Source organism: Lysobacter sp. Root983 (assembly GCF_001429345.1).
Taxonomy (GTDB): Bacteria; Pseudomonadota; Gammaproteobacteria; order Xanthomonadales; family Xanthomonadaceae; genus Lysobacter.
Genome location: NZ_LMJO01000004.1, coordinates 24281 through 47082 on the forward strand (window position 1 = coordinate 24281; position 22802 = coordinate 47082).

At 68.8% G+C, this 22802-nt stretch carries 16 protein-coding genes; 9 read left to right on the top strand and 7 right to left on the bottom strand.

Features of this window, described 5'->3' with window-relative positions:
• Nucleotides 1-18: 18 nt before the first annotated feature.
• The 3 genes from ASE43_RS07100 (at nucleotide 19) to ASE43_RS07110 (ending at nucleotide 2238) form a co-directional block, all read left to right on the top strand.
• Complete coding sequence (locus ASE43_RS07100) at nucleotides 19-408, top strand: glutaredoxin domain-containing protein (RefSeq protein ID WP_056172376.1); 390 nt, start codon at nucleotides 19-21, stop codon at nucleotides 406-408.
• A gap of 44 nt (nucleotides 409-452) precedes the next feature.
• A complete protein-coding gene (locus tag ASE43_RS07105; RefSeq protein WP_056172379.1) occupies nucleotides 453-1439 on the top strand; it encodes a malate dehydrogenase in 987 nt (328 codons plus the stop codon).
• 133 nt (nucleotides 1440-1572) lie between these two features.
• Nucleotides 1573-2238, top strand: coding sequence for a response regulator transcription factor (locus ASE43_RS07110; protein ID WP_056172382.1), 666 nt, complete (start codon nucleotides 1573-1575; stop codon nucleotides 2236-2238).
• Nucleotides 2239-2582: 344 nt separating this feature from the next.
• Here ASE43_RS07110 and ASE43_RS07115 read toward each other — a convergent pair whose 3' ends face one another.
• The 4 genes from ASE43_RS07115 to ASE43_RS07130 all read right to left on the bottom strand — a co-directional run bounded on the left by ASE43_RS07115 (nucleotide 2583) and on the right by ASE43_RS07130 (nucleotide 9288).
• Entirely contained in the window at nucleotides 2583-5150 is a 2568-nt protein-coding gene (locus tag ASE43_RS07115; RefSeq protein ID WP_082607159.1) for a hybrid sensor histidine kinase/response regulator, read from the bottom strand.
• A gap of 132 nt (nucleotides 5151-5282) precedes the next feature.
• Nucleotides 5283-6473 carry a porin gene (locus ASE43_RS07120; RefSeq protein WP_057159996.1) on the bottom strand — a complete coding sequence of 397 codons (1191 nt, stop codon included), beginning with the start codon at nucleotides 6471-6473 and terminating at the stop codon, nucleotides 5283-5285.
• A 127-nt stretch (nucleotides 6474-6600) separates the two neighbouring features.
• Nucleotides 6601-7932 carry a dicarboxylate/amino acid:cation symporter gene (locus ASE43_RS07125; protein ID WP_056172390.1) on the bottom strand — a complete coding sequence of 444 codons (1332 nt, stop codon included), beginning with the start codon at nucleotides 7930-7932 and terminating at the stop codon, nucleotides 6601-6603.
• Nucleotides 7933-7959: 27 nt separating this feature from the next.
• Entirely contained in the window at nucleotides 7960-9288 is a 1329-nt protein-coding gene (locus ASE43_RS07130; protein ID WP_057160011.1) for an MFS transporter, read from the bottom strand.
• A 348-nt stretch (nucleotides 9289-9636) separates the two neighbouring features.
• Between ASE43_RS07130 and prpE the strand changes: the two genes are divergently transcribed.
• From prpE to ASE43_RS07155, 5 genes are all read left to right on the top strand, one after another.
• Complete coding sequence (gene prpE, locus ASE43_RS07135; RefSeq protein WP_057159997.1) at nucleotides 9637-11526, top strand: propionate--CoA ligase; 1890 nt, start codon at nucleotides 9637-9639, stop codon at nucleotides 11524-11526.
• 91 nt (nucleotides 11527-11617) lie between these two features.
• Nucleotides 11618-12736: a suppressor of fused domain protein gene (locus ASE43_RS07140; RefSeq protein WP_235568664.1), complete on the top strand. Its 1119-nt coding sequence runs from the start codon at nucleotides 11618-11620 to the stop codon at nucleotides 12734-12736.
• Between the two features lie 131 nt (nucleotides 12737-12867).
• The gene (gene prpB, locus ASE43_RS07145) at nucleotides 12868-13749 is read left to right on the top strand and encodes a methylisocitrate lyase (protein WP_056172401.1); all 882 of its coding nucleotides are present in this window, start codon (nucleotides 12868-12870) and stop codon (nucleotides 13747-13749) included.
• 12 nt (nucleotides 13750-13761) lie between these two features.
• Entirely contained in the window at nucleotides 13762-14916 is a 1155-nt protein-coding gene (prpC, locus tag ASE43_RS07150) for a 2-methylcitrate synthase (RefSeq protein WP_057159999.1), read from the top strand.
• 241 nt (nucleotides 14917-15157) lie between these two features.
• Nucleotides 15158-15694 (top strand): hypothetical protein, encoded by a 537-nt coding sequence (locus ASE43_RS07155; RefSeq protein WP_056172407.1) that lies wholly within the window; start codon nucleotides 15158-15160, stop codon nucleotides 15692-15694.
• Nucleotides 15695-16524: 830 nt separating this feature from the next.
• On the opposite strand, the gene ASE43_RS07160 is transcribed toward ASE43_RS07155, so the two are convergent.
• From ASE43_RS07160 to ASE43_RS07170, 3 genes are all read right to left on the bottom strand, one after another.
• Nucleotides 16525-17136, bottom strand: coding sequence for a glutathione S-transferase N-terminal domain-containing protein (locus tag ASE43_RS07160; protein ID WP_057160000.1), 612 nt, complete (start codon nucleotides 17134-17136; stop codon nucleotides 16525-16527).
• 177 nt (nucleotides 17137-17313) lie between these two features.
• A complete protein-coding gene (locus ASE43_RS07165) occupies nucleotides 17314-17772 on the bottom strand; it encodes a cell wall hydrolase (RefSeq protein WP_056172412.1) in 459 nt (152 codons plus the stop codon).
• Between the two features lie 375 nt (nucleotides 17773-18147).
• Nucleotides 18148-20214 carry an NADPH-dependent 2,4-dienoyl-CoA reductase gene (locus tag ASE43_RS07170; protein ID WP_057160001.1) on the bottom strand — a complete coding sequence of 689 codons (2067 nt, stop codon included), beginning with the start codon at nucleotides 20212-20214 and terminating at the stop codon, nucleotides 18148-18150.
• 547 nt (nucleotides 20215-20761) lie between these two features.
• Here ASE43_RS07170 and fusA point away from each other — a divergent pair.
• The gene (fusA, locus tag ASE43_RS07175; RefSeq protein ID WP_057160002.1) at nucleotides 20762-22798 is read left to right on the top strand and encodes an elongation factor G; all 2037 of its coding nucleotides are present in this window, start codon (nucleotides 20762-20764) and stop codon (nucleotides 22796-22798) included.
• Nucleotides 22799-22802: the final 4 nt, after the last annotated feature.

Genomic DNA, 22802 nt, shown 5'->3' on the forward strand with positions numbered 1-22802 from the left:
CGGAGAAGGAATCTCGACATGCGCGTGGTCACCGTCCTGTGGATCGCCGGCGCGCTCGCGCTCGGCGTGGTCGGTTACAAAGCGCTCGGCGGCGACGTCGGCGCGATGCTGGGCATGGGTCCGGAACAATTGCACCCGGACGACCCGCGCCAGCTCACCGGCGACACCAAGATCGTGATGCTGGCGGCGGAATGGTGCGGCTACTGCCGCAAGCAGCAACAAGATTTCGAGCAGGCGAACGTGCGGTATCGCGTGCTCGACGTCGACACACCGGAAGGCGAGCGCGCGGCTCGCGCGCTCGGCTCGCGCGGCGTGCCGGTGACCGTGATCGGGCAGAACGTGATCCACGGTTACCAGACCGACGCGCTGAAGGAAAAACTGACCCCTCTGGGTTACTCCATCTACTGAAGCGGGCCCGCCCGCACCTCACTCCAGCGTAAGGAACCACCCCCATGAAGAATCCCGTCCGCGTTGCCGTCACCGGTGCTGCCGGCCAGATCGGCTACTCGCTGCTGTTCCGCATCGCCTCCGGCGAAATGCTGGGCAAGGACCAGCCCGTGATCCTGCAGTTGCTGGAGCTGCCGCTGGACAAGGCCCAGGCCGCGCTCAAGGGCGTGATGATGGAGCTGGAGGACTGCGCGTTCCCGCTGCTGGCCGGCATGGTCGGCACCGACGACGCCGAGGTCGCGTTCAAGGACGCCGACATCGCCCTGCTGGTCGGCGCGCGTCCGCGCGGCCCGGGCATGGAGCGCAAGGACCTGCTGCTGGAGAACGCCAAGATCTTCACCGCCCAGGGCGCCGCGCTGAACAAGGTCGCTTCGCGCAACGTCAAGGTGCTGGTGGTCGGCAATCCGGCCAACACCAACGCCTACATCGCCATGAAGTCGGCGCCGGATCTGCCGGCCAAGAACTTCACCGCCATGCTGCGCCTGGACCACAACCGCGCGCTGAGCCAGCTCGCCGCCAAGGCCGGCGTCGCCGTGGGCGACATCGAGAACCTGATCGTGTGGGGCAACCACAGCCCGACCATGTACCCGGACTACCGCTTCGCCACCGTCAACGGCCAGTCGCTGAAGGACAAGATCAACGACGCCGACTGGAACGCCAACACCTTCATCCCGCAGGTCGGCAAGCGCGGCGCCGCGATCATCGAGGCGCGCGGTCTGTCCTCGGCCGCCTCGGCCGCCAACGCCGCCATCGACCACATCCGCGACTGGGTGCTGGGCAGCAACGGCAAGTGGGTCACCATGGGCGTGCCCTCGGACGGCAGCTACGGCATCCCGGAGACGGTGATGTACGGCGTGCCGGTGATCACCGCCAACGGCGAGTACACCCGCGTCGAGGGCCTGGAAGTCGACGCCTTCAGCCGCGCCGCGATGGACAAGACCCTGGCCGAGCTCGAGGAAGAGCGCGCCGGCGTCGCCCACCTGCTGGGCTGATCCGCCGCGTCATCGCTGCGAAACGAACGGGGCGGCTTCGGCCGCCCTGTTTTTTTGTGCGGCGCAAAGTCCGTCCGCGCGCACGCCGTGTAGGATCGGTCTGCGCCGCGCCGGCGCGCCGAACCACGCCACGATGGATCAGGGCCCGTACCTGCTGATCGCCGACGACCACCCGATGTTCCGGGCGGCGCTGCGGCATGCCTTGGTCGAGATCGCGCCCGGCGCGCGAATCAGCGAAGTCGCCAGCCGCAGCGCCCTGGAAACCGCGGTCGCCGACGGCACGCCCTACGACCTGGCGATGCTGGACCTGACCATGCCCGGCGCGATGGGCTTCTCCTCGCTGGTCTACCTGCGCGGCGAGCGGCCCGAGCTGCCGGTGTTGATCGTCTCCTCCGACGACCATCCGCGCACGATCCGGCGCGCCCAGCAGTTCGGCGCCGCCGGTTTCGTGCCCAAGTCGGCGCCGGCCGAGGCCTTGGGCGAGGCGGTGACCGCGGTGCTCGCCGGTGGCCTGTGGTTTCCGCCGCAGCAGGCCGAACGCAACGAGGCCGACGCGCAACTCGCGCAGCGCCTGGCCCAGCTCACGCCACAGCAGTTGCGCGTGCTGATGCGCATGGCCGACGGTCTGCTCAACAAGCAGATCGCGCACGAACTGTCGCTGGCCGAGAACACGGTCAAGATCCACGTCACCGCGGTGCTGCGCAAACTCGGCTGCCATTCGCGCACGCAGGCGGCGGTGCTGGTGAAGGCGCTGGCGCTGGACGGTGAAGGCGCGGGTGAGGACGATGCTGGCGGCTGATCGGAACGTCTAGAAGCAAATCCCCCTCAGTCCCCCTTTTTCAAAGGGGGAGGTCCGACACGCGGCGACGCAGGCCGCTGGTCTTCCCTTTCAGCAAAGGGGGAGGTCCGACACGCGGCGACGCAGGCCGCTGGTCTTCCCCTTCAGCAAAGGGGGAGGTCCGACACGCGGCGGCGAAGGCCGCTGGTTTCCTCCTTCAGCAAAGGGGAGGTTCTACACCCAGCGACGAAGGCCGCTGGTCTTCCCCCTTCAGCAAAGGGGCGGTTCTGCACCCAGCGACGCAGGCCGCTGGTCTTCCCCCTTTGAAAAAGGGGGACTGAGGGGGATTTGCTCTTGCTCTTCCCTCACCCCAACGCGCGCATCATCAGCGCGCGCAACGCCGCAGGCCGCAGCGGCTTGGGCAGGAAGCTCCAGCCCAGTTCCTCCGCGCGCTGGCGCAACGATGCGTCGATGTCGGCCGACATCAGGATCACCGGCGGCAGGCCCTGCCAGGCGCGCTGCAGGCGCGGCGCCAGGGCCAGGCCGGTGTCTTCGCCCAGGCGATAGTCGAGCAGCAGCAGGTCCGGCATCGGCGATATCCGCGCCTGCATCTCCGCATCGGCGGCCGAGCCGGCCGCGGTGGTCGCGCAGCCCCAGTCGGCGAGCAGACGCGCGGCGGCGTCGCGCGAAGCCGCATCGTCGTCGATCACCCAGACCCGGCGCCCGCTGAGCGGCGCCTCGTCCGTGGACGTCGCATCGACTTTCGCGGCGATCAACGCGGCGGCGTCGCCGTACGGCAGCTCCACCGAGAACACGCTGCCGCGCCCCGGCCAGGAGCGCACCCGCACCGGATGCTCCAGCAGCAGCGCGATCCGGCGCACGATCGCCAGGCCCAGGCCGGCGCCGCGCGCGGGCGCGTCGATGCCGCTGTCCAGGCGCTGGAACTCCTCGAAGATGGCCTCGAGCTTGTGCTCGGGGATGCCGGTGCCGCTGTCCCAGACCTCCACCCGCACGCCGCCGGCGGTGCGGCGCGCGCCGAGCACGACGCGGCCGCCGCGTGGGGTGAACTGCAGCGCGTTGGACACGAAGTTCTGCACGATCCGGCGCAGCAAGGCTTCGTCGCTGTCGACGACGGCGCGGCTGGCGATCACGTGCAGGCGCAGCCCGCGCGCCTGCGCCAGGATCCGGAACGGCCCCTCGATGGCCGCGAACAAGCGCGCCAGCGGGAACGCGCCGCGGCGGACCTGCAGCGCGCCCGACTCCAGGCGCGCGATATCCAGCAGGCTGGCCAGGATGTCGTCCTGCGCCGACAGCGCGGCGTCGATGTGCTCGACCAGTTCCACGCCTTCGCCGTCGACGCGCCGGCGCAGCGAGGACAAGTACATGCGCGCCGCGTTCAAGGGCTGCAGCAGGTCGTGCACGGCGGCGGCGACGAAGCGGGTCTTGGAACGGTTGGCGCGCTCGGCCTCGCCCTTGGCCTCGCGCAGATCGCCGGTGCGTTCCTCGATGCGCCGCTCCAGGCTGTCGGCAAGGGTGCGCAGATCGCGCGCGGCCTGCTTGTAGGCGGTGATGTCGGCGTAGCTGGTGACGAAGCCGCCGTCGGGCATGGGATTGCCGCGGATCTCGATCACGGTGCCGTCGCCGCGCTCGCGTTCGTGCAGATAGGGCTGGGCGCGCTGCAGATGATCCAGGCGCCGCTTGATCGCTTCCTCCGGATCGTCGCCGAGCAGGCCGCGGCGCGCGTTGTAGCGGATCAGGTCCTCGATCGGGCGCCCGACCTGCAGCAGCTCCGGCGGATAGCGGAACAGCTCGGCGTAGCGCTGGTTCCAGGCCACCAGGCGCAGTTGCGCGTCGACCACGCTCACGCCTTGCGGCAGATGCTCCAGGCTCTGGCCTTCGCCGGTGCTGGCGCGGTGCGCGGCCTGGACCACGCCGTCCTGGGCGGTGCGCAGGGCCTGCGCGTGCTGCTCGACCATCTGCTCCAGTTCCTGGCGGCTGCGCAGGCGCAGGCGCGCGATGCGGTGGCGCTGCCACAGCAGCAGCGCCAGCGACACCAACAGCAGCCAGGCGCCGGCGGCCATCGCGCGCGCCACCCAGGCCGCGCGCACGCTGGGGCCGGTGTCGCGCAGCAGGTGCAGGGTCCAGCCTTCGCGCGCCAGGCGCAGCGATTGCCAGACCAGATCGCGACGGCCGCCGAACTCGCGCACGCGCACCACGCGCGCGTCGACGTCCAGCGTGCGCTGCTGCGCGATCGAGACCGGTCGCAGCGATTGGCCGCGGTACTGCTGGGTGCGTTGCAACTGCGCGCGCTGCGCTGGCTGCAGCGGCGCGAGCATGCGGTAGCGCCACTCCGGGCGGCCGGTCAGGAACACGATGCCGTTGGCGTCGCTGAGCAGGATCAGATCGCCGCGCTCGCTCCAGTCGGACTGGATGTCGTCCAGCACCACCTTCACCGCCACCGCGCCGATCGCGCGGCCCTGCGGATCGCGCACCGCGCGCGCGATGAAATGGCCCGGGCGCTGGGTGGTCACGCCGATCGCGTAGAACTCGCCGCTGCCGCGCGCCATCGCCTGCTGGAAGTAGGGACGGAACGCGTAGGAGTGACCGACGTTGCTGCTGGGCAGGGTCCAATTGCTGGCGGCGATGCCGATGCCGTTGCGGTCGATCAGGGTCAGGGTGCTGGTGCGATTGGCGAAGTTGAGCTGGACCAGGCGTTCGTTGGCGCGCTGGCGCTGGACCTGGTCCTGCGGGTCCAGCAGGGTCGCTTTGAGCTGCGGATCCAGCGACAGCACCGCCGGCATGATGCGGTAGCGATCGATGTGCTGTTCCAGCGCCTGCGCGCGCGGCACCAGCACGGCGCGCGCTTCGCTGGCCTGGGCCTGCAGCGCCCGCGCATAAGCGATGCGCCCGGCGATCAGCATCGACAACAGCATGCCGGCCAGGATCAGGGCGATCCACAGCACGGTGTGCAACTGGCGGCGACGCGGGATCACGGTCGGGGTCGGTGGGTGGCGGGCCTAGGCCAAGACTAGCGGCTCTGCGCACGGCGCGCCCAGGCTTGGCGCCTAGAAATTGACCTGCGCGCGCAGTTCCAGCACGCGCGGGTCCGCCGCCAGCGCGCCGCGCTCGGCGGCCACGCGCACGTAGTTGGCCTGGAACTTGAAATGCGTGCTGAGATACCAGTTCAGGCCCAAGGTGAGATCGCGCTGATGACCGCCGGCGATGCCGGCATGGTCGAGGTCGAGTTCGCCGTAGCGCAGCAGCGCCTCGACCGCGCCGTAACCGTGCGTGGGTTTGACGTTGCCGACGTTGCCGGCCGCGTAAGGGCGGGTCTCGCCGGTGAGCACCCAGCTGCCGGTGACGTAATAGCCATTCGCGGTGTAATCCTCCAGGCCGTTCTCGCGTTGCGCGGTGGCGCGCAGGACCTCGGCCTGCACCGACAGCGGGCCGTCGATCCACAAGGCCTCGAAGCCGTTGCGCACGATGCGGTCGACCTCGCGCAGGCTGCCGCTGTCGACCAGACGCACCGCGGTCAGGCCGGCCTCGGGCCGCGCGCGGAAACGCGCCGACGGGCCGAACCACGTGCCGCGACCGTCGCGGTAGCCGTGCGGGTTCTCGACCGAGCCCGACAGCGCCAGATGGATCACCTGGTCCTTGTCCTTGACCGGCGTCCAGATCGCGCGCGCCGCGGCGGTGGTGCCGGGGTTGTCGCCTTGCAGGTCGGTGCCGAAGAAGTACGCCGCGCTGAGACCGTAGCGCGCGCGGTCCAGGGACCATTCCACGCCGGTGCGGCGGCCTTCGTAGATCGCCTGCGAGGCCGCCGAGGCTTCCAGCATGCTGCCCGCGCGCGAGGCGGCGGTGCTTTCCATGCTGACCGGGGTCTTGAAGTAGCCGATGCGGATCTTGCCGTAGTCGCGATCGAACAGGGCGCGCGTTTCCACTCGCAGGGCCACGTCCAGCCAGAGCTTGGACTGGAAATCCATGACCGCGGTGAAGTCGTACACGTCCTTCTTCTTGACCACGATGCCGAACTCCTTGCGCCGGTTGGTGTGCGCGTCCTCCAGCTTGGTCGCGGCGGTGCCGTAGCCGTCGTCGCCGGAGAAATCGTCGAGGTCCCAGGCGTAGTTGAGGGTGCCGGAAATCTCGGTGCCGTCGGCGAGGGCGAACTTGGTCGGCCAGTCGTCGCCGGCGTGGGCGGCGGTGGCGGCGGACAGGGCGAAGGCGAACAGACAGGCGCGACGGGGCAGGGGGGGCATGGTCGGTCTCTCCGGTACGCGACGCGCAGGCGCGCGCCGCCGGCGGGCGTGGCGGCGCCCGGGGCTTGCGGGTGGGGATGGAGCGCGCGCGGGGCGATCCCGCGCGCAGGGGATCGGCGGGCGCCGATCAGCCGCTGGTTTCGGACACGCGCGGCGCGCGTTCCAAGGCCAACTCGGCGTCGAGGTCGGCGACGCTGGGCGGATTGAGCAGTTCGTGCTGCAGGCGGTCGCGGTCGAGCTCGTTCTCCCAGCGCGCGACCACGATGGTGGCCACGCCGTTGCCGATGATGTTGGTCAGCGCGCGCGCTTCGCTCATGAAGCGGTCGATGCCCAGGATCAGCGCCAGCCCGGCCACCGGCACCGACGGCACCACGGTCAGGGTCGCGGCCAGGGTGATGAAACCGGCGCCGGTCACGCCCGAGGCGCCCTTGGAGGTCAGCATCGCCACCGCCAGCAGGGTCAGTTCCTGGGTCAGGGTGAGCTCGACGTTGAGCGCCTGGGCGACGAAGATCGCGGCCATGGTCAGGTAGATGTTGGTGCCGTCGAGATTGAAGGAATAACCGCTGGGCACGACCAGCCCGACCACCGGCTTGGAGCAGCCCAGGCGTTCGAGCTTGCGCATCAGCGGCACCAGCGCCGACTCCGAGGACGAGGTGCCCAGCACCAGCAGCAGTTCGTCGCGGATGTAGCGGATGAAGCGCAGGATGCTGAAGCCGGTGAGACGCGCGATCAGGCCCAGTACGACCAGCACGAACAGCGCGCAGGTCAGGTAGAAGCTGCCCATCAGCTTGAGCAGCGGGCCCAGCGATTCGATGCCGAACTTGCCGATGGTGAAGGCCATCGCCGCGCCGGCGCCGATCGGGGCCAGCTTCATGATCATGCTCATGATGCCGAAGAAGGCCTTCGACAGCGTCTCGAACAGGTCCATGACCTTCTCGCCGGCCTTGCCCATGTGCAGCAGGGCGAAGCCGAACAGCACCGCCAGCAGCAGCACCTGCAACAGGCTGCCTTCGCCGGTGAAGGCGTCGGTGAAGGTCTTGGGGATGATGTGGAGCAGGAAATCGACCGTGCTTTGTTCCTCGGCCTTATGCGCGTAGCCGATCGCCTCGGCGACCTTCTTGGGATCGAGGTCGGCGACGTTGACGTTGAAACCGGCGCCGGGCTTGAGCGTATTGACCACCACCAGGCCGATCACCAGGGCGAAGGTCGATACGACCTCGAAATACAGAATCGCCTTCGCGCCGACGCGCCCCACCTTCTTGACGTCGGCCACGCCGGCGATGCCCAGCACCACGGTCAGGAAGATGATCGGCGCGATCAGCATCTTGATCAGGCCGATGAAGCCGTCGCCCAGCGGCTTGAGCTTGACGCCGAAGTCGGGGAAGAAATGGCCGACGGCGCCGCCCAGCACGATCGCGCCGAGCACCCAGAGATAGAAACGCGAGCCGGGAGATTTCATGGGGTCAGTTCCGAGGCGTGAGGGGGGTCAGTCGCGGTCGATGTGCGAGGTCTTGCGGGTGTCGGGCATCAGCGCGTAGACCAGCAGCGAGCAGAAGATGCAGGCGCTGACGTACCAGAAGAAGCCGCTTTCCATGCCCAGTTGCTTGAACTTGATCGCGATCGGTTCGGCGGTGCCGCCGAACAGGGCCACGGTGAGCGCGTAGGGCAGGCCCACGCCGAGCGCGCGGATCTCCACCGGGAACAGCTCGGCCTTCACCACCGCGTTGATCGCGGTGTAGCCGCTGACCGCGCTGAGCAGGATCATGATCAGCCAGAACGCCTCCATCGGCGTCTGCGCATCCTGAATCAGATGCATCACCGGCACCGTCAATACCGTGCCCAGCACGCCGAACGCGATCAGCAGCGGGCGCCGGCCGATCCGGTCCGAGAGCGCGCCCACCAGCGGCTGCATCAGCATGTAGACGAACAGGCTGCCGGCGTTGATCAGCGACGCGGTCTCCTTGTCGAAGCCGGCGCTGAGGGTGAGGTACTTCAGCATGTAGTTGGTGTAGGTGTAGAACGCCAGCGTGCCGCCCATGGTCAGGCCGACCACCGTCAGCACCGCGCGCGGGTGGCGCATCAGGGTGCGCAGCGAGCCTTCGCGCGGCTTGGCGGCCTCGTTGTTCTGCAGCTTGGTGAAGGACTCGGTCTCCATCATGTTGCGGCGCAGGTACAGCGCGATGATCGCGGCCAGCGCGCCGATCGCGAACGGGATGCGCCAGCCCCAAGCCTTGAGCTGGGCCTCGTCGAGCACGAACTGCTGCAGCACGATCAGCACCAGCAGGGCCAGCAGCTGGCCCATGATCAGGGTCACGTACAGAAAACTGGACCAGAAGCCGCGGTTCTCGCGCGTGGCCATCTCGCTCAGATAGGTCGCCGAGCTGCCGTACTCGCCGCCCACGCTCAGGCCCTGCAGCAGGCGAGCGAACACCAGCAGGATCGGCGCGAGCACGCCGATGGTCTCGTAGCCCGGGGTGAAGGTGATGATCAGCGAGCCGCCGCACATCAGCAGCACCGACAGCATCAGCGCCGCCTTGCGACCGTGGCGATCGGCGTAGCGGCCGAACACCCAGCCGCCCAGCGGCCGCATCAGGAAGCCCACCGCGAAGATCGCCGCGGTATTCAGGGCCTGCGACAAACTGTCGCCCGCTGGGAAGAAGGTCTTGGCGAAATACAACGAGAAGGCGGTGTAGACGTACCAGTCGTAGTACTCGACCAAGTTGCCGATCGAACCGCTGAAGATCGACTTCAAACGCTGCCCTGCGCCGATGGGCGCGGCCTGGGGGAGGGCGGAGGCGGGGCTGATGGCGCTCAAGGACGGCTCCTGCGGTTGCGGCGGCGGGACGGACCGACCCATCGCGACGCCGGGGACGATGGTGGACGCGGGGGCGCGGGCGGCCAATAGCACCTTAAGGCTAGCCGGAAAGGCTTAGGGGGCGGGGGGCTGGCGTGTGTGACCCCGGAGCGCCCAGCCCAACCGCCCCCGATGGCCGTAGGGCGTGGTGAGCGAACGCGAACCGCACCATCGCGCCATCCCGAGCCCCCGCGACGGTGCGGTTGTCACCGCACCCGGCGGGCGGGCCGCCGCCTAGACCAAGGTCGTAACGCGCCCTTGCGCGCCCTGGTCTAGCCTGCCGTGAGACCCGGACCGTACAGGCGCCGCATGAGCTACGAGGAGTTCTACCGTCGTTCGATCGAGCAGCCCGAGGCCTTCTGGGCCGAACAGGCGCGCGCGATCCATTGGCACAAGCCGCCCGAACGCATCCTCGACTACGACCGGCCGCCGTTCCGGCGCTGGTTCGTCGGCGGCGAAACCAATCTTTGCTACAACGCGCTCGACCGGCACCTGGAGGCGCGCGGCGATCAGCTCGCGCTGGTCGCGATTTCCAGCGAAACCGGGCAAACCCGCGAGCTCAGCTATCGCGAGTTGCACCGCGAGGTCAACGCCTTCGCCGCGGTGCTGAAGTCCCTGGACGTGGTCCGCGGCGACCGGGTGGTGATCTACATGCCGAACATGGCCGAGGCAGTGTTCGCGATGCTGGCCTGCGCGCGCATCGGCGCGGTGCATTCAGTGGTGTTCGGCGGCTTCGCCGCGCACAACCTGGCCCTGCGCATCGACGATGCCACGCCCAAGCTGTTGATCTGCGCCGACGCCGGCATGCGCGGCGGCAAGGTGATCCCCTACAAGCCGCTGGTCGATGCCGCCTGCGCCGAAGCCGCCTCGCCGCCGCCGCGGGTGCTGGTGGTGAATCGCGGGCTGGATCCCGCGCTGCGGCTGATCGCCGGACGCGACCTCGACTACGCCGAGCTGCGCGCGCGCCACGCCGACGCGACCGTCGCTGTGGAATGGCTGGAATCCAACGAACCCAGCTACCTGCTCTACACCTCCGGCACCACCGGCAAGCCCAAGGGCGTGCAGCGCGACGTCGGCGGCTATGCGGTCGCGCTGGCCCTGTCGATGTGGTCGATCTACGACGTGCGCGCCGGCCAGGTCATGTTTTCGACCTCGGACGTAGGCTGGGCGGTGGGGCATTCCTACAACGTCTACGGGCCGCTGATCGCGGGCGCGACCTCGGTGCTGTACGAGGGCCTGCCTACCCACCCCGACCCCGGCATCTGGTGGCGCATCTGCGAGCAGTACGGCGTGCGCACCATGTTCTCCTCGCCGACCGGCATCCGCGTGCTCAAGAAGCAGGATGCGGCCTGGTTGAAGGCGCACGACCTGTCGCGCCTGCACTGGCTGTTCCTGGCCGGCGAGCCGCTGGACGAGCCGACCGCGCACTGGATCACCGACGGCATCGGCAAGCCCATCATCGACAACTACTGGCAGACCGAGACCGGCTGGCCGGTGCTGGCGCTGATGCCGGGCCTGGACATGCGGCCGATCAAGTTCGGCTCGCCCGGCCTGCCCACGCCGGGCTACCGCCTGCGCGTGATCGACGAGGCCACGGGCCGCGATGTCGGCGCCAACGAGAAGGGCGTGCTGGTGATCGTGCCGCCGCTGCCGCCGGGCTGCATGAGCACGGTCTGGAACGACGACGCGCGCTTCCTGTCCAGCTACTTCGGCCATTTCAAGGAGCTGCTGTACAGCTCGCTGGATTGGGCGATCCGAGACGACGACGGCTACACCTTCATCCTCGGTCGCACCGACGACGTGATCAACGTCGCCGGGCACCGCCTGGGCACGCGCGAGATCGAGGAGTCCGTGGCCTCGCATCCGGCCGTGGCCGAGGCGGCGGTGGTCGGCGTGCACGACGAGCTCAAGGGCCAGGTGCCGGTGGTGTTCGCCACCCTCAAGCAGGCCGGCGATCAGGACCCCGCGCGCGCCGCGGCCGGCATGCGCCAGTGCGTGGTCGATCAACTCGGTGCGGTGGCGCGGCCGGCGCGGGTGTACGTGGTCGCGGCCCTGCCCAAGACGCGTTCGGGCAAGCTGCTGCGGCGTTCGATCCAGGCCTTGGCGGAAAGCCGCGACCCTGGCGATCTGTCGACCCTGGACGATCCGGCAGCGCTGGACGAGGTACAACGCGCATTGGCACGCGGCGAGGACGCTTGAGGCGCACCGCGGCATCGCGTTTGGGTAAAACGGGCCGATCGCATCCGCCGCGCCCCGCGTTTGACGCCGCCTTGCTGCGCGCTCCGCTACCATGAGCCCTTCACTGCCACCGAACGCGGCCGACACGATGGAACACGACGAGGGCGGTAACGACGATCGCAACCCGGACCAGGCCGGCTGGGACGCGATCGATCGCGCGCTGGCGCCGTTGTACGGCGAGCAGGAACCGCGCCACTACGGCACCTTGATCAAACACGCGCTGGGCGGCCCGGATCCGCTGGACGGCATCAGCGCCTACAAGCGCGAGCAGCCGGTGCCGCACTGGCACTTCGTCAGCTACGGCCTGTCCGAGTTGTACGCCAAGGAATCCGAGGATCCCGAGCGCAGCGGTTGGGGCTTCGAGCTGACCTTCCGCCTGCGCGACGACAGCGATGCGAGCGAGCCCCCGGTGTGGGCGCTGAACTTCCTGCAGAACCTCGCGCGCTACGTCGTCGGCAGCGGCAACGCCTTCGCCGACGGCCACTACCTCAACGCCAACGGCCCGATCGCGGCGGACAGCGACACCCGCATCCGCTCGGTGGCGTTCGTGCGCGATCCCGAACTGGGCGAGATCGACAGCCCGCACGGAAAGCTCGAGTTCCTGCAGGTGGTCGGCCTAACCAATGAGGAGGAACTCGCGCTCAAGCGCTGGTCGACGCGCAAGGTGCTGCAGGCGTTCGAGCCGCACATGCCGCTGTGGATCACCGATCTGGAGCGCGACTCGTTGATGCAGGAGTCGGAGATCGCCGCCGAGATCGCCGCCGGCACCGCCAGTGACGGCTCCGACACCGGCTTCGTGTTCGTCGACGGCCTGTCCTGGCAGCAACAGGCACGGCGCTGGCGCAAGCCGCTGACCACGGTGGTGCTGGGCGCGCGCCAGGTCGGCGAGTTGCTGGCGCTGCTGCCGCTGCGGCTGCCGTTCGCCAAGCCGTTCGCGCTGGTCGGGGCGGAGTGCCGGATCGAGTTCGAGCACGCCCGGCGCAATGCCGCCACGGCCGACGGCGCGGACCTGCGCCTGAGCCTGACCGCCGACACCCTGCGCGAGCTGGTCGCGAACCTGCAGGCGCGCGAGGGCCAGTACCCCCTGCGCAGTTTCGACCTGCTGTCCTTCCTGGTGCGCAAGACCCAGATCAAGGACGCCGAAGGCCGGGTGGTCCAGACCATAGGCTGAGCGCCCGGCGTGGCCCCAACGGCCGGACTCGGCGTGGTCGGCCGGGGCGGAGGGTGCCGGCCGGCTCGGACGGCTGGGGTAAAATGGCCGGATCGCCCCTGAGTCCCGGGGCCGATCACAACGGAGCCAGCATGAGCCATCCTTCCGCCGGCGCGCAGTTCCGCGCCGCTCTAGCCGCCGAATCGCCCTTGCAGGTGATGGGCGCGATCACCGCCTATGCCGGCCTGATGGCCAAGCGCACCGGTTACAAGGCGCTGTACCTGTCCGGCGGCGGCGTCGCCGCCAATTCGCTGGGCGTGCCCGATCTGGGCATCAGCACCATGGAAGACGTGCTCACCGACGCGCGCCGCATCGTCGACGCCACCGGCCTGCCGCTGCTGGTCGACATCGACACCGGCTGGGGCGGCGCCTTCAACATCGGCCGTACCATCCGCTCCTTCATCAACGTCGGCGTCGCCGCCGTGCACATGGAAGACCAGGTCGGCCAGAAGCGCTGCGGCCACCGTCCGGGCAAGGAAGTGGTGAGCAAGCAGGAAATGGTCGACCGGGTGAAGTCCGCGGTCGACGCGCGCACCGACGAGCAGTTCGTGATCATGGCGCGCACCGACGCGGCCGCGGTCGAGGGCATCGACTCGGCGATCGAGCGCGCGGTGGCCTACGTCGAGGCCGGCGCCGACATGATCTTCCCCGAGGCCATGAACACGCTCGAGGACTACCGCCGCTTCAAGGCCGCGGTGAAGGTGCCGATCCTGGCCAACCTGACCGAATTCGGCTCCACCCCGTTTTTCACCACCGACGAACTGCGCGACGCCGGCGTCGATATCGCCCTGTACTGCTGCGGCGCCTATCGCGCCATGAACAAGGCCGCGCTGCATTTCTACGAGACCGTGCGCCGCGAAGGCACGCAGAAGAACATCGTCGATACCCTGCAGACGCGCGCGCAGCTGTACGACTTCCTCAACTATCACGCTTACGAAGACAAGCTCGACCAGCTCTTCGCGCAAGACAAATAACAAGGAATTCCGATGAGCGACAACGCCACCCAAGTTCTGCCCAAGGCCAAGAAGTCGGTCGCCCTCAGCGGCACCGCGGCCGGCAACACCGCCCTGTGCACGGTCGGCCGCAGCGGCAACGATCTGCATTACCGCGGCTACGACATCCACGACCTGGCGACCAAGTCGACCTTCGAGGAAGTGGCCCACCTGCTGGTCCACGGCGCGCTGCCCACCGCTTCCCAGCTCAAGGCCTACAAGCTCAAGCTCAAGCGTCTGCGCGGCCTGCCCGCGATCGTGACCGAGGCGCTGGAGCTGGTGCCGGCCAACGCCCACCCGATGGACGTGATGCGCACCGGCTGCTCGGTGCTGGGCACGGTGCTGCCCGAGCGCGAAGGCCACCCGGCCAGCGAGGCGCGCGACATCGCCGACCGCCTGATCGCCAGCTTCGGCTCGATGCTGTTGTACTGGTGGCACTTCACCCGCAACGGCCGCCGCATCGACTGCGAGACCGACGACGACAGCGTGGCGGCGCACTTCCTGCACCTGCTGCACGGCGAGGAGCCCAGCGCGCTGCACGCAGACTCGCTGGACAAGTCGCTGATCCTGTACGCCGAGCACGAGTTCAACGCCTCGACCTTCACCGCGCGCGTGATCGCCGGCACCGGTTCGGACCTGCATTCGTGCATCACCGGCGCGATCGGCGCGCTGCGCGGTCCCAAGCACGGCGGCGCCAACGAAGTCGCGATGGACATCATTTCGCGCTACTCCAGCGCCGACGAAGCCGAGGCCGACATCCGCGCCCGGGTCGAACGCAAGGAAATCGTGATCGGCTTCGGCCACCCGGTCTACACCATCGGCGACCCGCGCAATCCCATCATCAAGGAGCTGTCGCGCGCGCTGTGCAAGGACGGCGGCAACCAGGTCCTGTTCGACGTCAGCGAGCGCATCGAGACGCTGATGTGGGACCTGAAGAAGATGTTCCCGAACCTGGATTGGTACTCGGCGTCGGCCTATCACATGATGGGCATCCCGACCCCGATGTTCACCCCGCTGTTCGTGATCGCGCGCACCACCGGCTGGGCCGCGCACGTGATCGAGCAGCGCGAGGACGGCAAGATCATCCGCCCCAGCGCCAATTACACCGGCCCGGAAGACCGCGCCTACGTGCCGATCGAGCAGCGCTGACCCGCGCCGGCGTTCGCGCCGCGCCCGCAGTACCGGACAGGCCGCGCGGATGCGCGGCCTGTTTTTTTTGTGCCTCGTTCTTTGGTCTAACGCCGCCGGCGGCGCGGTCGGCGCATGGCATAGTCGGCCGGTGCGCTCGCAAAGCGCGAACGGCATCGCATCGCGAGCGCGCCGATAGGCGTAGCGTCGGCCCTGCGGCCGGCCGCTATGCCGGCCATGCCGATGCGTGCCGGAGGGGGCCATGCGCGACCAGGACATCTTGAACAAGACGGAAGCGGGGCGCGACGAAATCGAGCACCGCACGCGCAAGCTGCCGACCGTCCTGCGCTCCTTGTTGTTGTTGGTCGACGGACAGCGCGATGTGGCGCAGTTGCGCGCAGTGGCGGCGGGTCTGCATGGGCCGTCGGACGCGCTGGATCAATTGGTCGCCTTGGGATTGATCGGCATCGGCGCGCAGGCGCCGGCGGCGGCCAGGCCGACGCTGGCGGCCGCGAACGTGCCGAACCCGGCCGGTGCCCCTGGTACGGAGGCTGCGCAACGGCTGGCCATGGCCGATACCGCGAATCGTTACGGCGTGCTGTACGCCATGATGTCCGACGCGGTGCGCGAACAATTGGGTCTGCGCGGTTACTTCCTGCAGCTCAAGATCGAGCGTTCCACCGATCTGGCCGAGCTGGCGAAATTGTTGCCGGACCTGCGCGCGGCGGTGACCAAGGCGCGGGATGCGGCCTGGGCGGACGAGCTGGACCGACGTCTACGCGCGGCGGCGCAGCTGTAGCGACGCGGTAGCCGGGTGGCCTTTATCGCCACGCTCCACAAGCGAGCCGTGGGATGTGGCGCGCCATGGGCGGGTCGCGTCGTCGCGCAGCTCCGGGCTCTGCGTCTTCGCTTCTTTGGCTCCCTCCTTTGGAAAAGGGTGAAGCCGTGCGGCTTACGAGCCGCAGGTTCGTGCGCGGCTGAACGCCAGGAGGTTCTTGCTCCTAGCTCCCTCCTTTATCAAAGGAGGGGTTGGGGAGGATTTGCTGTTGCTTCGCTTTCGTCTTTTCTGACCGAAGGTCAAGCAGCTTCCGCTGCTGCGCATGCGTGTCACTTTCTCTTGCTCCTAGCTCCCTCCTTTATCAAAGGAGGGTTGGGGAGGATTTGCTTTTGCTTTTGCTGTCGCCTCTTCTGACCGAAGGTCAACGGCTTCCGCCTGCTGCGCATGCGGGTCACTTTCTCTTGCTAGCCCAAGAGAAAGTAACCAAAGAGAAGGGCTAGCGTGACGGACCAACCCTCCCCTGCGAGTTCGAGGCTTGCGCCGGGATTTTTCGAATGGACATCCCTGTCCATTCGAAAAACGGCGCGCGTCCTGCGCGCCGCCCTACGGGTCTACGACTGGTCGTGTAAGTGCGGTGCCTTTGGATTTCAATGCCGCGGCAACGGCAACGGCAACGGCAACGGCAACGGCAATCGCAGCTCCGTGAAAGGCGGCATTCGTAGGATGTGGTGAGCCGAAGGCGAACCGCATCGTCGCGCGGCTTCGGGGTTCCGCGATAGCGCGGTTGCCGCCGCGCACGAATCTTCGTCGCGATGCGCGCAACGCAAGCTGCGCGCATCGCCGCTCGCCTCTTAGGCCAAACCTTCCGCCTGCAACGCCGCGTGTACGCCCGCATCGGCTTCCATCCGCTGCTTGAACGCAGCCAGATTATTCAAGCCGCTGAGGTCGATCTTCTGCCCGTCGGCCCAACGCAGGGTGATGTACAGATACGGATCGGCGTAGCTGCGGAAACCGGCCAGCCACTGCTTGCCTTCGAGCTGACGGTCGGCGGCTTCGTACAGCGCGCGCAGGCGCTTGTGCGCGGCGTCCTTGAGCGCGGGCTGGTCGCTGGCGTCTTCGGAGAAACGCGTGGGCGCGAACAGCGGCAGGAAGGCCGGGTGCAGGTCGGAGTTCACGAACGCTAGCCAGCGCGCCGCGGTCGCGCGCTGCTGGATGCTGCCGTCGCCGGCGAGTTGCGCGTCCGGATAACTGTCGGCGATGTAGCCCATGATCGCGGCGTTCTGGGTCAGCACGAAATCGCCGTCCTCGATCGCGGGCACGGCGCCGGCCGGATTGATCGCCAGGAACGCGGGCGCCTTCATCGCGTCGCGCGTCATCACCTGCACCTCGAACGGCTGCCCGGTCCACTGCAAGGCGATGTGGTCGGCGGTCGAACACGCGCCGGGCTTGGTGTAGAGCTTCATGGGCGGACTCCTTGGGGCGAGGAAAGCGTCCAGAGTAAAGAGGAACGAGTGAGTAGCGCTACTACTCGTGCCGCGCTCCTTCGCTGTACCGGTGCGCCGACGCGCATGCCCCAAAAAAGCAAAAGGAACGAGCGCATCCACTCGTTCCTCTTTCTTACTTACGCGTTACCCGCTTGCTCAGGTCTTGCGCGGCTTCAGCTTCTGCACCTGATAGAAGGTGTGATCGCCGATGGTCGCGACCTGGTAGGCGTTGCGCCAGCTCGGGCTGGCGATCGCGTGGGCGGCGAAGTGGCTGGCGCCCGGCACGATCTCCTTGCGCTGGCCGGCCGGCAGGGCCCAGTTGCGCTCGGCTTCCAGGGCGATCTGCACCGACTCGGCCCAGGCCTCGGTGTTGCTCAGACGCGTACCCGGCGACACCAGGGTCGGCGCGAACTGCTTGCGGGCGGTGACCACCTCGCAGACCGAATCGCCCCACAGACCGCTGTCGCGGCGACGCAGGGCGACCTCGGCCACGGCCTTCTGGCCGCGGATGGACTGGTCGCGGGCTTCCAGGTAGACGGTGGTGCTCAAACACAGCGAATCGGCGGGCTGCGGCGGAAGCACTGAGGCCAGCCACAGGATCCAGGCGAGTTTCATATTGACTCCTTGCTCCGTTGCGCTGGACCGCACTGGGGCTTCCGTTCCCTCCTAGCGGGGACGGACGACACGGCGTGGACCGGCATGGCGTACTGGGGAGGGCAGCGGCTCTGCGGCGCGCTTTTGCCCCGTGCCGTGAACCGCGTGGACGACGCGGGCGGCGAGGGTTGCCACCTGAAGCGGCGGCGTGAAAGTTGGCGCAAGGTAGCCGCGACTAACTAAACGCCCGCTGAATCTAAAAACCTAAGTGCGCGAAAAAACTCAAGTTTTTACTCTGAATAGGCGCTAAGGCCTTGCCAGGGAAGGGTATCTCCGGGGCGCGAGACGCCCCTGGGAGCGTGACGCCCACCACTGTTCAGCTCCCCTGAAAACGCTTTACAGCGCCGCTGCGACCCGGCTGCCCTGGGCGATCGCGCGCTTGGCGTCCAGTTCGGCGGCGACGTCGGCGCCGCCGATCACGTGCACCGGGCGGCCGTCGCCGGCCAGCTGCGCGGCCAGCGGCTTGAACGGTTCCTGGCCCGCGCAGATCACCACATGATCGACCGCCAGCAGTTGTTCGCTGCCGTCGACGCGGACGCGGAAGCCTTCGTCGTCCACGCCCAGGTATTCGACGCCGCCGAGCATGCGCACCTGCTTGGCCTTGAGGGTGGCGCGGTGGATCCAGCCGGTGGTCTTGCCCAGGCGCGCGCCTGGTTTGCCGGCGCTGCGCTGCAGCAGCCAGACCTGGCGCGCGGGCGGCTCCGGCCGCGCTTCGGCCAGGCCGCCGCGGTTGTCGCCGTAGCCCAGGTCCACGCCCCATTCGGCGCGCCAGCGCGCCGGATCCAGGCTGGAACTGTCGTGGCCGGCCGGGTGCACCAGGTATTCGGCCACGTCGAAGCCGATGCCGCCGGCGCCGACGATCGCGACCTTGGCGCCGGGCACCACGCCGCCGCGCAGCACGTCCAGGTAGCTGAGCACCTTGGGATGGTCGGCGCCGGGGAAATCGACCGCGCGCGGGGCGATGCCGGTGGCCAGCACGACCTCGTCGTAGCCGGCCAGCGCGGCCGCGTCGGCGCGCGTGTTCAGACGCAGCTCGACGCCGCTGGTTTCGATCTTGCGCGCGAAGTAGCGCAGGGTCTCGTGGAACTCTTCCTTGCCCGGGATCCGCTTGGCCAGGTTGAACTGGCCGCCGATCTCGTGGGCGGCATCGAACAGGGTGACACGGTGGCCGCGTTCGGCCGCCACCGTCGCGCAGGCCAGGCCGGCCGGGCCCGCGCCGACCACCGCCACCCGCTTGGGCGCCGCGGTCGGGCGGTAGTTGAGTTCGGTCTCGGCGCAGGCGCGCGGATTGACCAGACAGCTGGCGTGCTTGTTCTCGAACACGTGGTCCAGGCAGGCCTGGTTGCAGGCGATGCAGGTGTTGATTTCGTCGCTGCGGCGGTCGCGGGCCTTGGCGACCCAGGCCGGGTCGGCCAGCAGCGGCCGCGCCATCGAGACCATGTCGGCCTCGCCCTCGCGCAGGATGCGCTCGGCCACGTCGGGCATGTTGATGCGGTTGGTGGCGATCAGCGGCAGGCCCACGTGCGGCTTCAGGCGCGCGGTGATGCCGGTGAAGGCCGCGCGTGGCACCGAGGTGGCGATGGTGGGGATGCGCGCCTCGTGCCAACCGATGCCGGTGTTGATCAGGCTGGCGCCCGCGGCCTCGATCGCCTGGGCCTGGGCGATCACGTCCTCCCAGGTCGAACCGCCATCGACCAGGTCGATCATCGACAACCGGTAGATGATGATGAAATCCGGGCCGCAGGCCTCGCGGATGCCGCGCACGATCCGGGTCACGAACGCGATCCGGCGCGCGGCGTCGCCGCCCCATTCGTCCTCGCGTTTGTTGGTGCGCGGCACGGTGAACTGGTTGAGCAGATAACCTTCCGAGCCCATCACCTCGACGCCGTCGTAGCCGGCCTCGCGCGCGAGCCTGGCGCTGTTGACGAAGGCGCGGATCTGCGCGCGCACGCCCATGCCCGACAGCGCGCGCGGCGTGAACGGATTGATCGGCGCCTTGAGCTTGGACGGCGCGACCTGCAGCGGGTGATAGCCGTAGCGGCCGGCATGCAGGATCTGCAGGCAGATGCGGCCGCCGTGGCCGTGCACGGCCTGGGTCACCTGGCGATGCTTGCCGACTTCCCAGCGCCAGCTCAGCTTGCCGCCGAAGGGCTTGAGCCAGCCGACGATGTTGGGCGCGAAGCCGCCGGTCACGATCAGGCCGACGCCGCCGGCCGCGCGCTCGCCGAAATAGGCCGCCAGCTTCGGGAAGTCGGCGGCCTTGTCCTCCAGCCCCGTATGCATCGAGCCCATCAGCACGCGGTTGGGCAGGACGCAGTGGCCCAGGTCCAGCGGCTCGAACAGCTTGGGATACAAGGGGTGCGGGGCGGCAGGGCTTGCGGGCGGGGAGCTGGCGGCCGTCATGCTCGAATACGCTGGCGTATGGAGCGCGCACGATGCCGGTAAAACGGCCGCGATTCAACCACGGCGTGCGCCAGGCGCCCGCGCGCCCGCCCAGGCGGTGCGCAGGCCGGCGCGCGCCGCCGCAACGCTGCATCCCAGACATCGCATCGCGCGGACGATTGACTCCGGCGCGGCCGCCCCTACTCTTATGAGCATCCGAAACCCGGCCACGCCGCCCATGAAGTCGTTCCCGCTACTGATATCGCTGCATGCCCAGTGCGAGAGCGCGGGCCGGGTGCGCCTGCCTCCTGTGATCTGCGAGCGCGTGTCGAGCTGATTCGACCGCGCCGCCGCCACACGATACCGAGCACCCGCAAGGGTGCTTTTTTTTGCCCGTCGTTCGGCCCGGCGCTGCGCTCCGGCGCCGGTTTTCCATCCACCGCAGTCCCGTCCATCCCAAGGAGAACGTGTCGTGAATACCGCGGCCGAGACCGAAACCTAGCCGCGCGCCCCGTCGCCAACCGGGTCGCGCGGCCTCCCGAGTTGGCAACGAATAGCGAAAAATCTCATGAACACCACCACTGTCTCCCGCTGGCGCAATCTCGGCATCATCGCCCACGTCGATGCGGGCAAAACCACGCTCACCGAACGCCTGTTGTGGAAAACGGGCGCGATCCATCGCACCGGCGAAGTCCACGACGGCGCCGCCACCACCGACTTCAGTCCGATCGAGAAGGACCGCGGCATCACCATCGGCGCCGCGGCCGTACAGACGCATTGGGCGCCGCAGGGTCGGGCCGAGCATCGCCTGACCATCATCGACACGCCCGGCCACATCGACTTCGCGATCGAGGTCGAGCGTTCGCTGCGCGTGCTCGACGGCGCGGTCGCCGTGTTCAGCGCGGTCGACGGCGTGCAGCCGCAATCGGAAACCGTGTGGCGCCAGGCGCGCCGGCACGGCGTGCCGATGATCGCGTTCGTCAACAAGATGGACCGGGTCGGCGCCTCGCTGGACTTCGTGCTGGCGCAGATGCGCGACAAGCTCGATGCGCAGCCGTGGCCGCTGGGCCAGGCGATCGGCGCCGAGGGCGAGCTGCGCGGCTGGGTCGACTACGTCGCGCGCGAGATCGTGCTGTGGGGCCCCGACGACGCCATCGCGCGCCGGCCCTGGGACGGCGACGACAGCCGCGCTTACGAGCCGCTGCGCCAGCGCCTGATCGAGGCCGTCGCCGATCACGACGACGAACTCGCCCAGGCCTACCTGGAAGCGCGCGCGATCGACGCCGGCCTGCTCAAGGCCGCGCTGCGTCGCGCCACGCTGCTCGGCGCGGGCACGCCCGTGCTGGCCGGCTCCGCGTTCAAGAACAAGGGCGTGGAACCGCTGCTGGACGCGATCGTCGACTACCTGCCGTCGCCGCTGGATCGGCCGTGGGTGCGCGCCGAGAGCGAGCAGGGCGAGGTCGCGCTGGCCCCGGACGCGTCCGGTCCCTTGGCCGGCCTGGTGTTCAAGATCGTGCACAAGGAGCACGGCGCGCTGTCGTTCGTGCGCCTGTACTCGGGCACGCTGCGGGTCGGCGACACGGTCTGGGCTTCGCGACGCGAACGCGCGCTTCGGGTCGGCCGCCTGGTCGTGGTCCAGGCCGATCGCGGCCGCGACGTCGAGGCCGCGTACGCGGGCGAGATCGTTGCGGTGCAGGGCTGGAAGGACGCGGTCAGCGGCGAAACCCTGAGCGCGGTCGATCGCAAGCTGGTGCTGGACGCGATCCAGGCCCAGCCGGCGGTGCTGTCCTGGCGTCTGAGCGCGGCCAACGCGGGCGATCTGATCCGTCTCGGCCAGGGCTTGGCCAGCCTGGCCCAGGAAGATCCGTCGTTCCACGTCGGCAGCGACGAGGACACCGGCGAAACCCTGATCTGGGGCATGGGCGAGCTGCACCTGGAGGTGATGGTGGAACGCCTGCGTCAGGAGTGGAAGGTCGAGGTGCGCACCGGTTCGCCGCGCGTGGCCTATCAGGAAACGCCGAGCCGCGCCGTCATGGGCGTCGAAGGCAAGTTGTCGAAGCAAAACGGCGGCATCGGACAATTCGCGCGCGTGCTCATCGATGTCGAGCCGCGCACGGACGGTCGCTTCGAGTTCGTCGACCGCACCAGCGGCGGCGTGGTCCCGCGCAACTTCGTCAACGCGACGGAAAAGGGACTGCGCAGCGCGCTCACGGAAGGCCCGCGCGGCTATCCGGTGGTCGGGCTCACGGTGACCCTGGTCGACGGCGAGACGCATGCGGTGGATTCGTCCGAACTCGCGTTCCAACGCGCGGCGGGCGAGGCCCTGAAGGCGGCGCTGGCGCTCAACGGCACCACGGTGCTGGAGCCGGTGATGACGCTGGTCGTGGACACGCCCGCCGGCAACGTCGGCGACGTGGTCGGCGACCTGCAACGTCGCTCCGGCCGGGTGCTGGCGATCGACGACCGTGGCACGCGCGCTGATGTCTCCGCGCGTGCGCCGCTGGCGCAGCTGTCGGGCTACACCACCGCGCTGCGTTCGCTGACCCAGGGACGGGCCTCGGCCTCGCTGGTCTTCAACGGCTACGAGGCCGCGCGCAACGTCTGAGTGC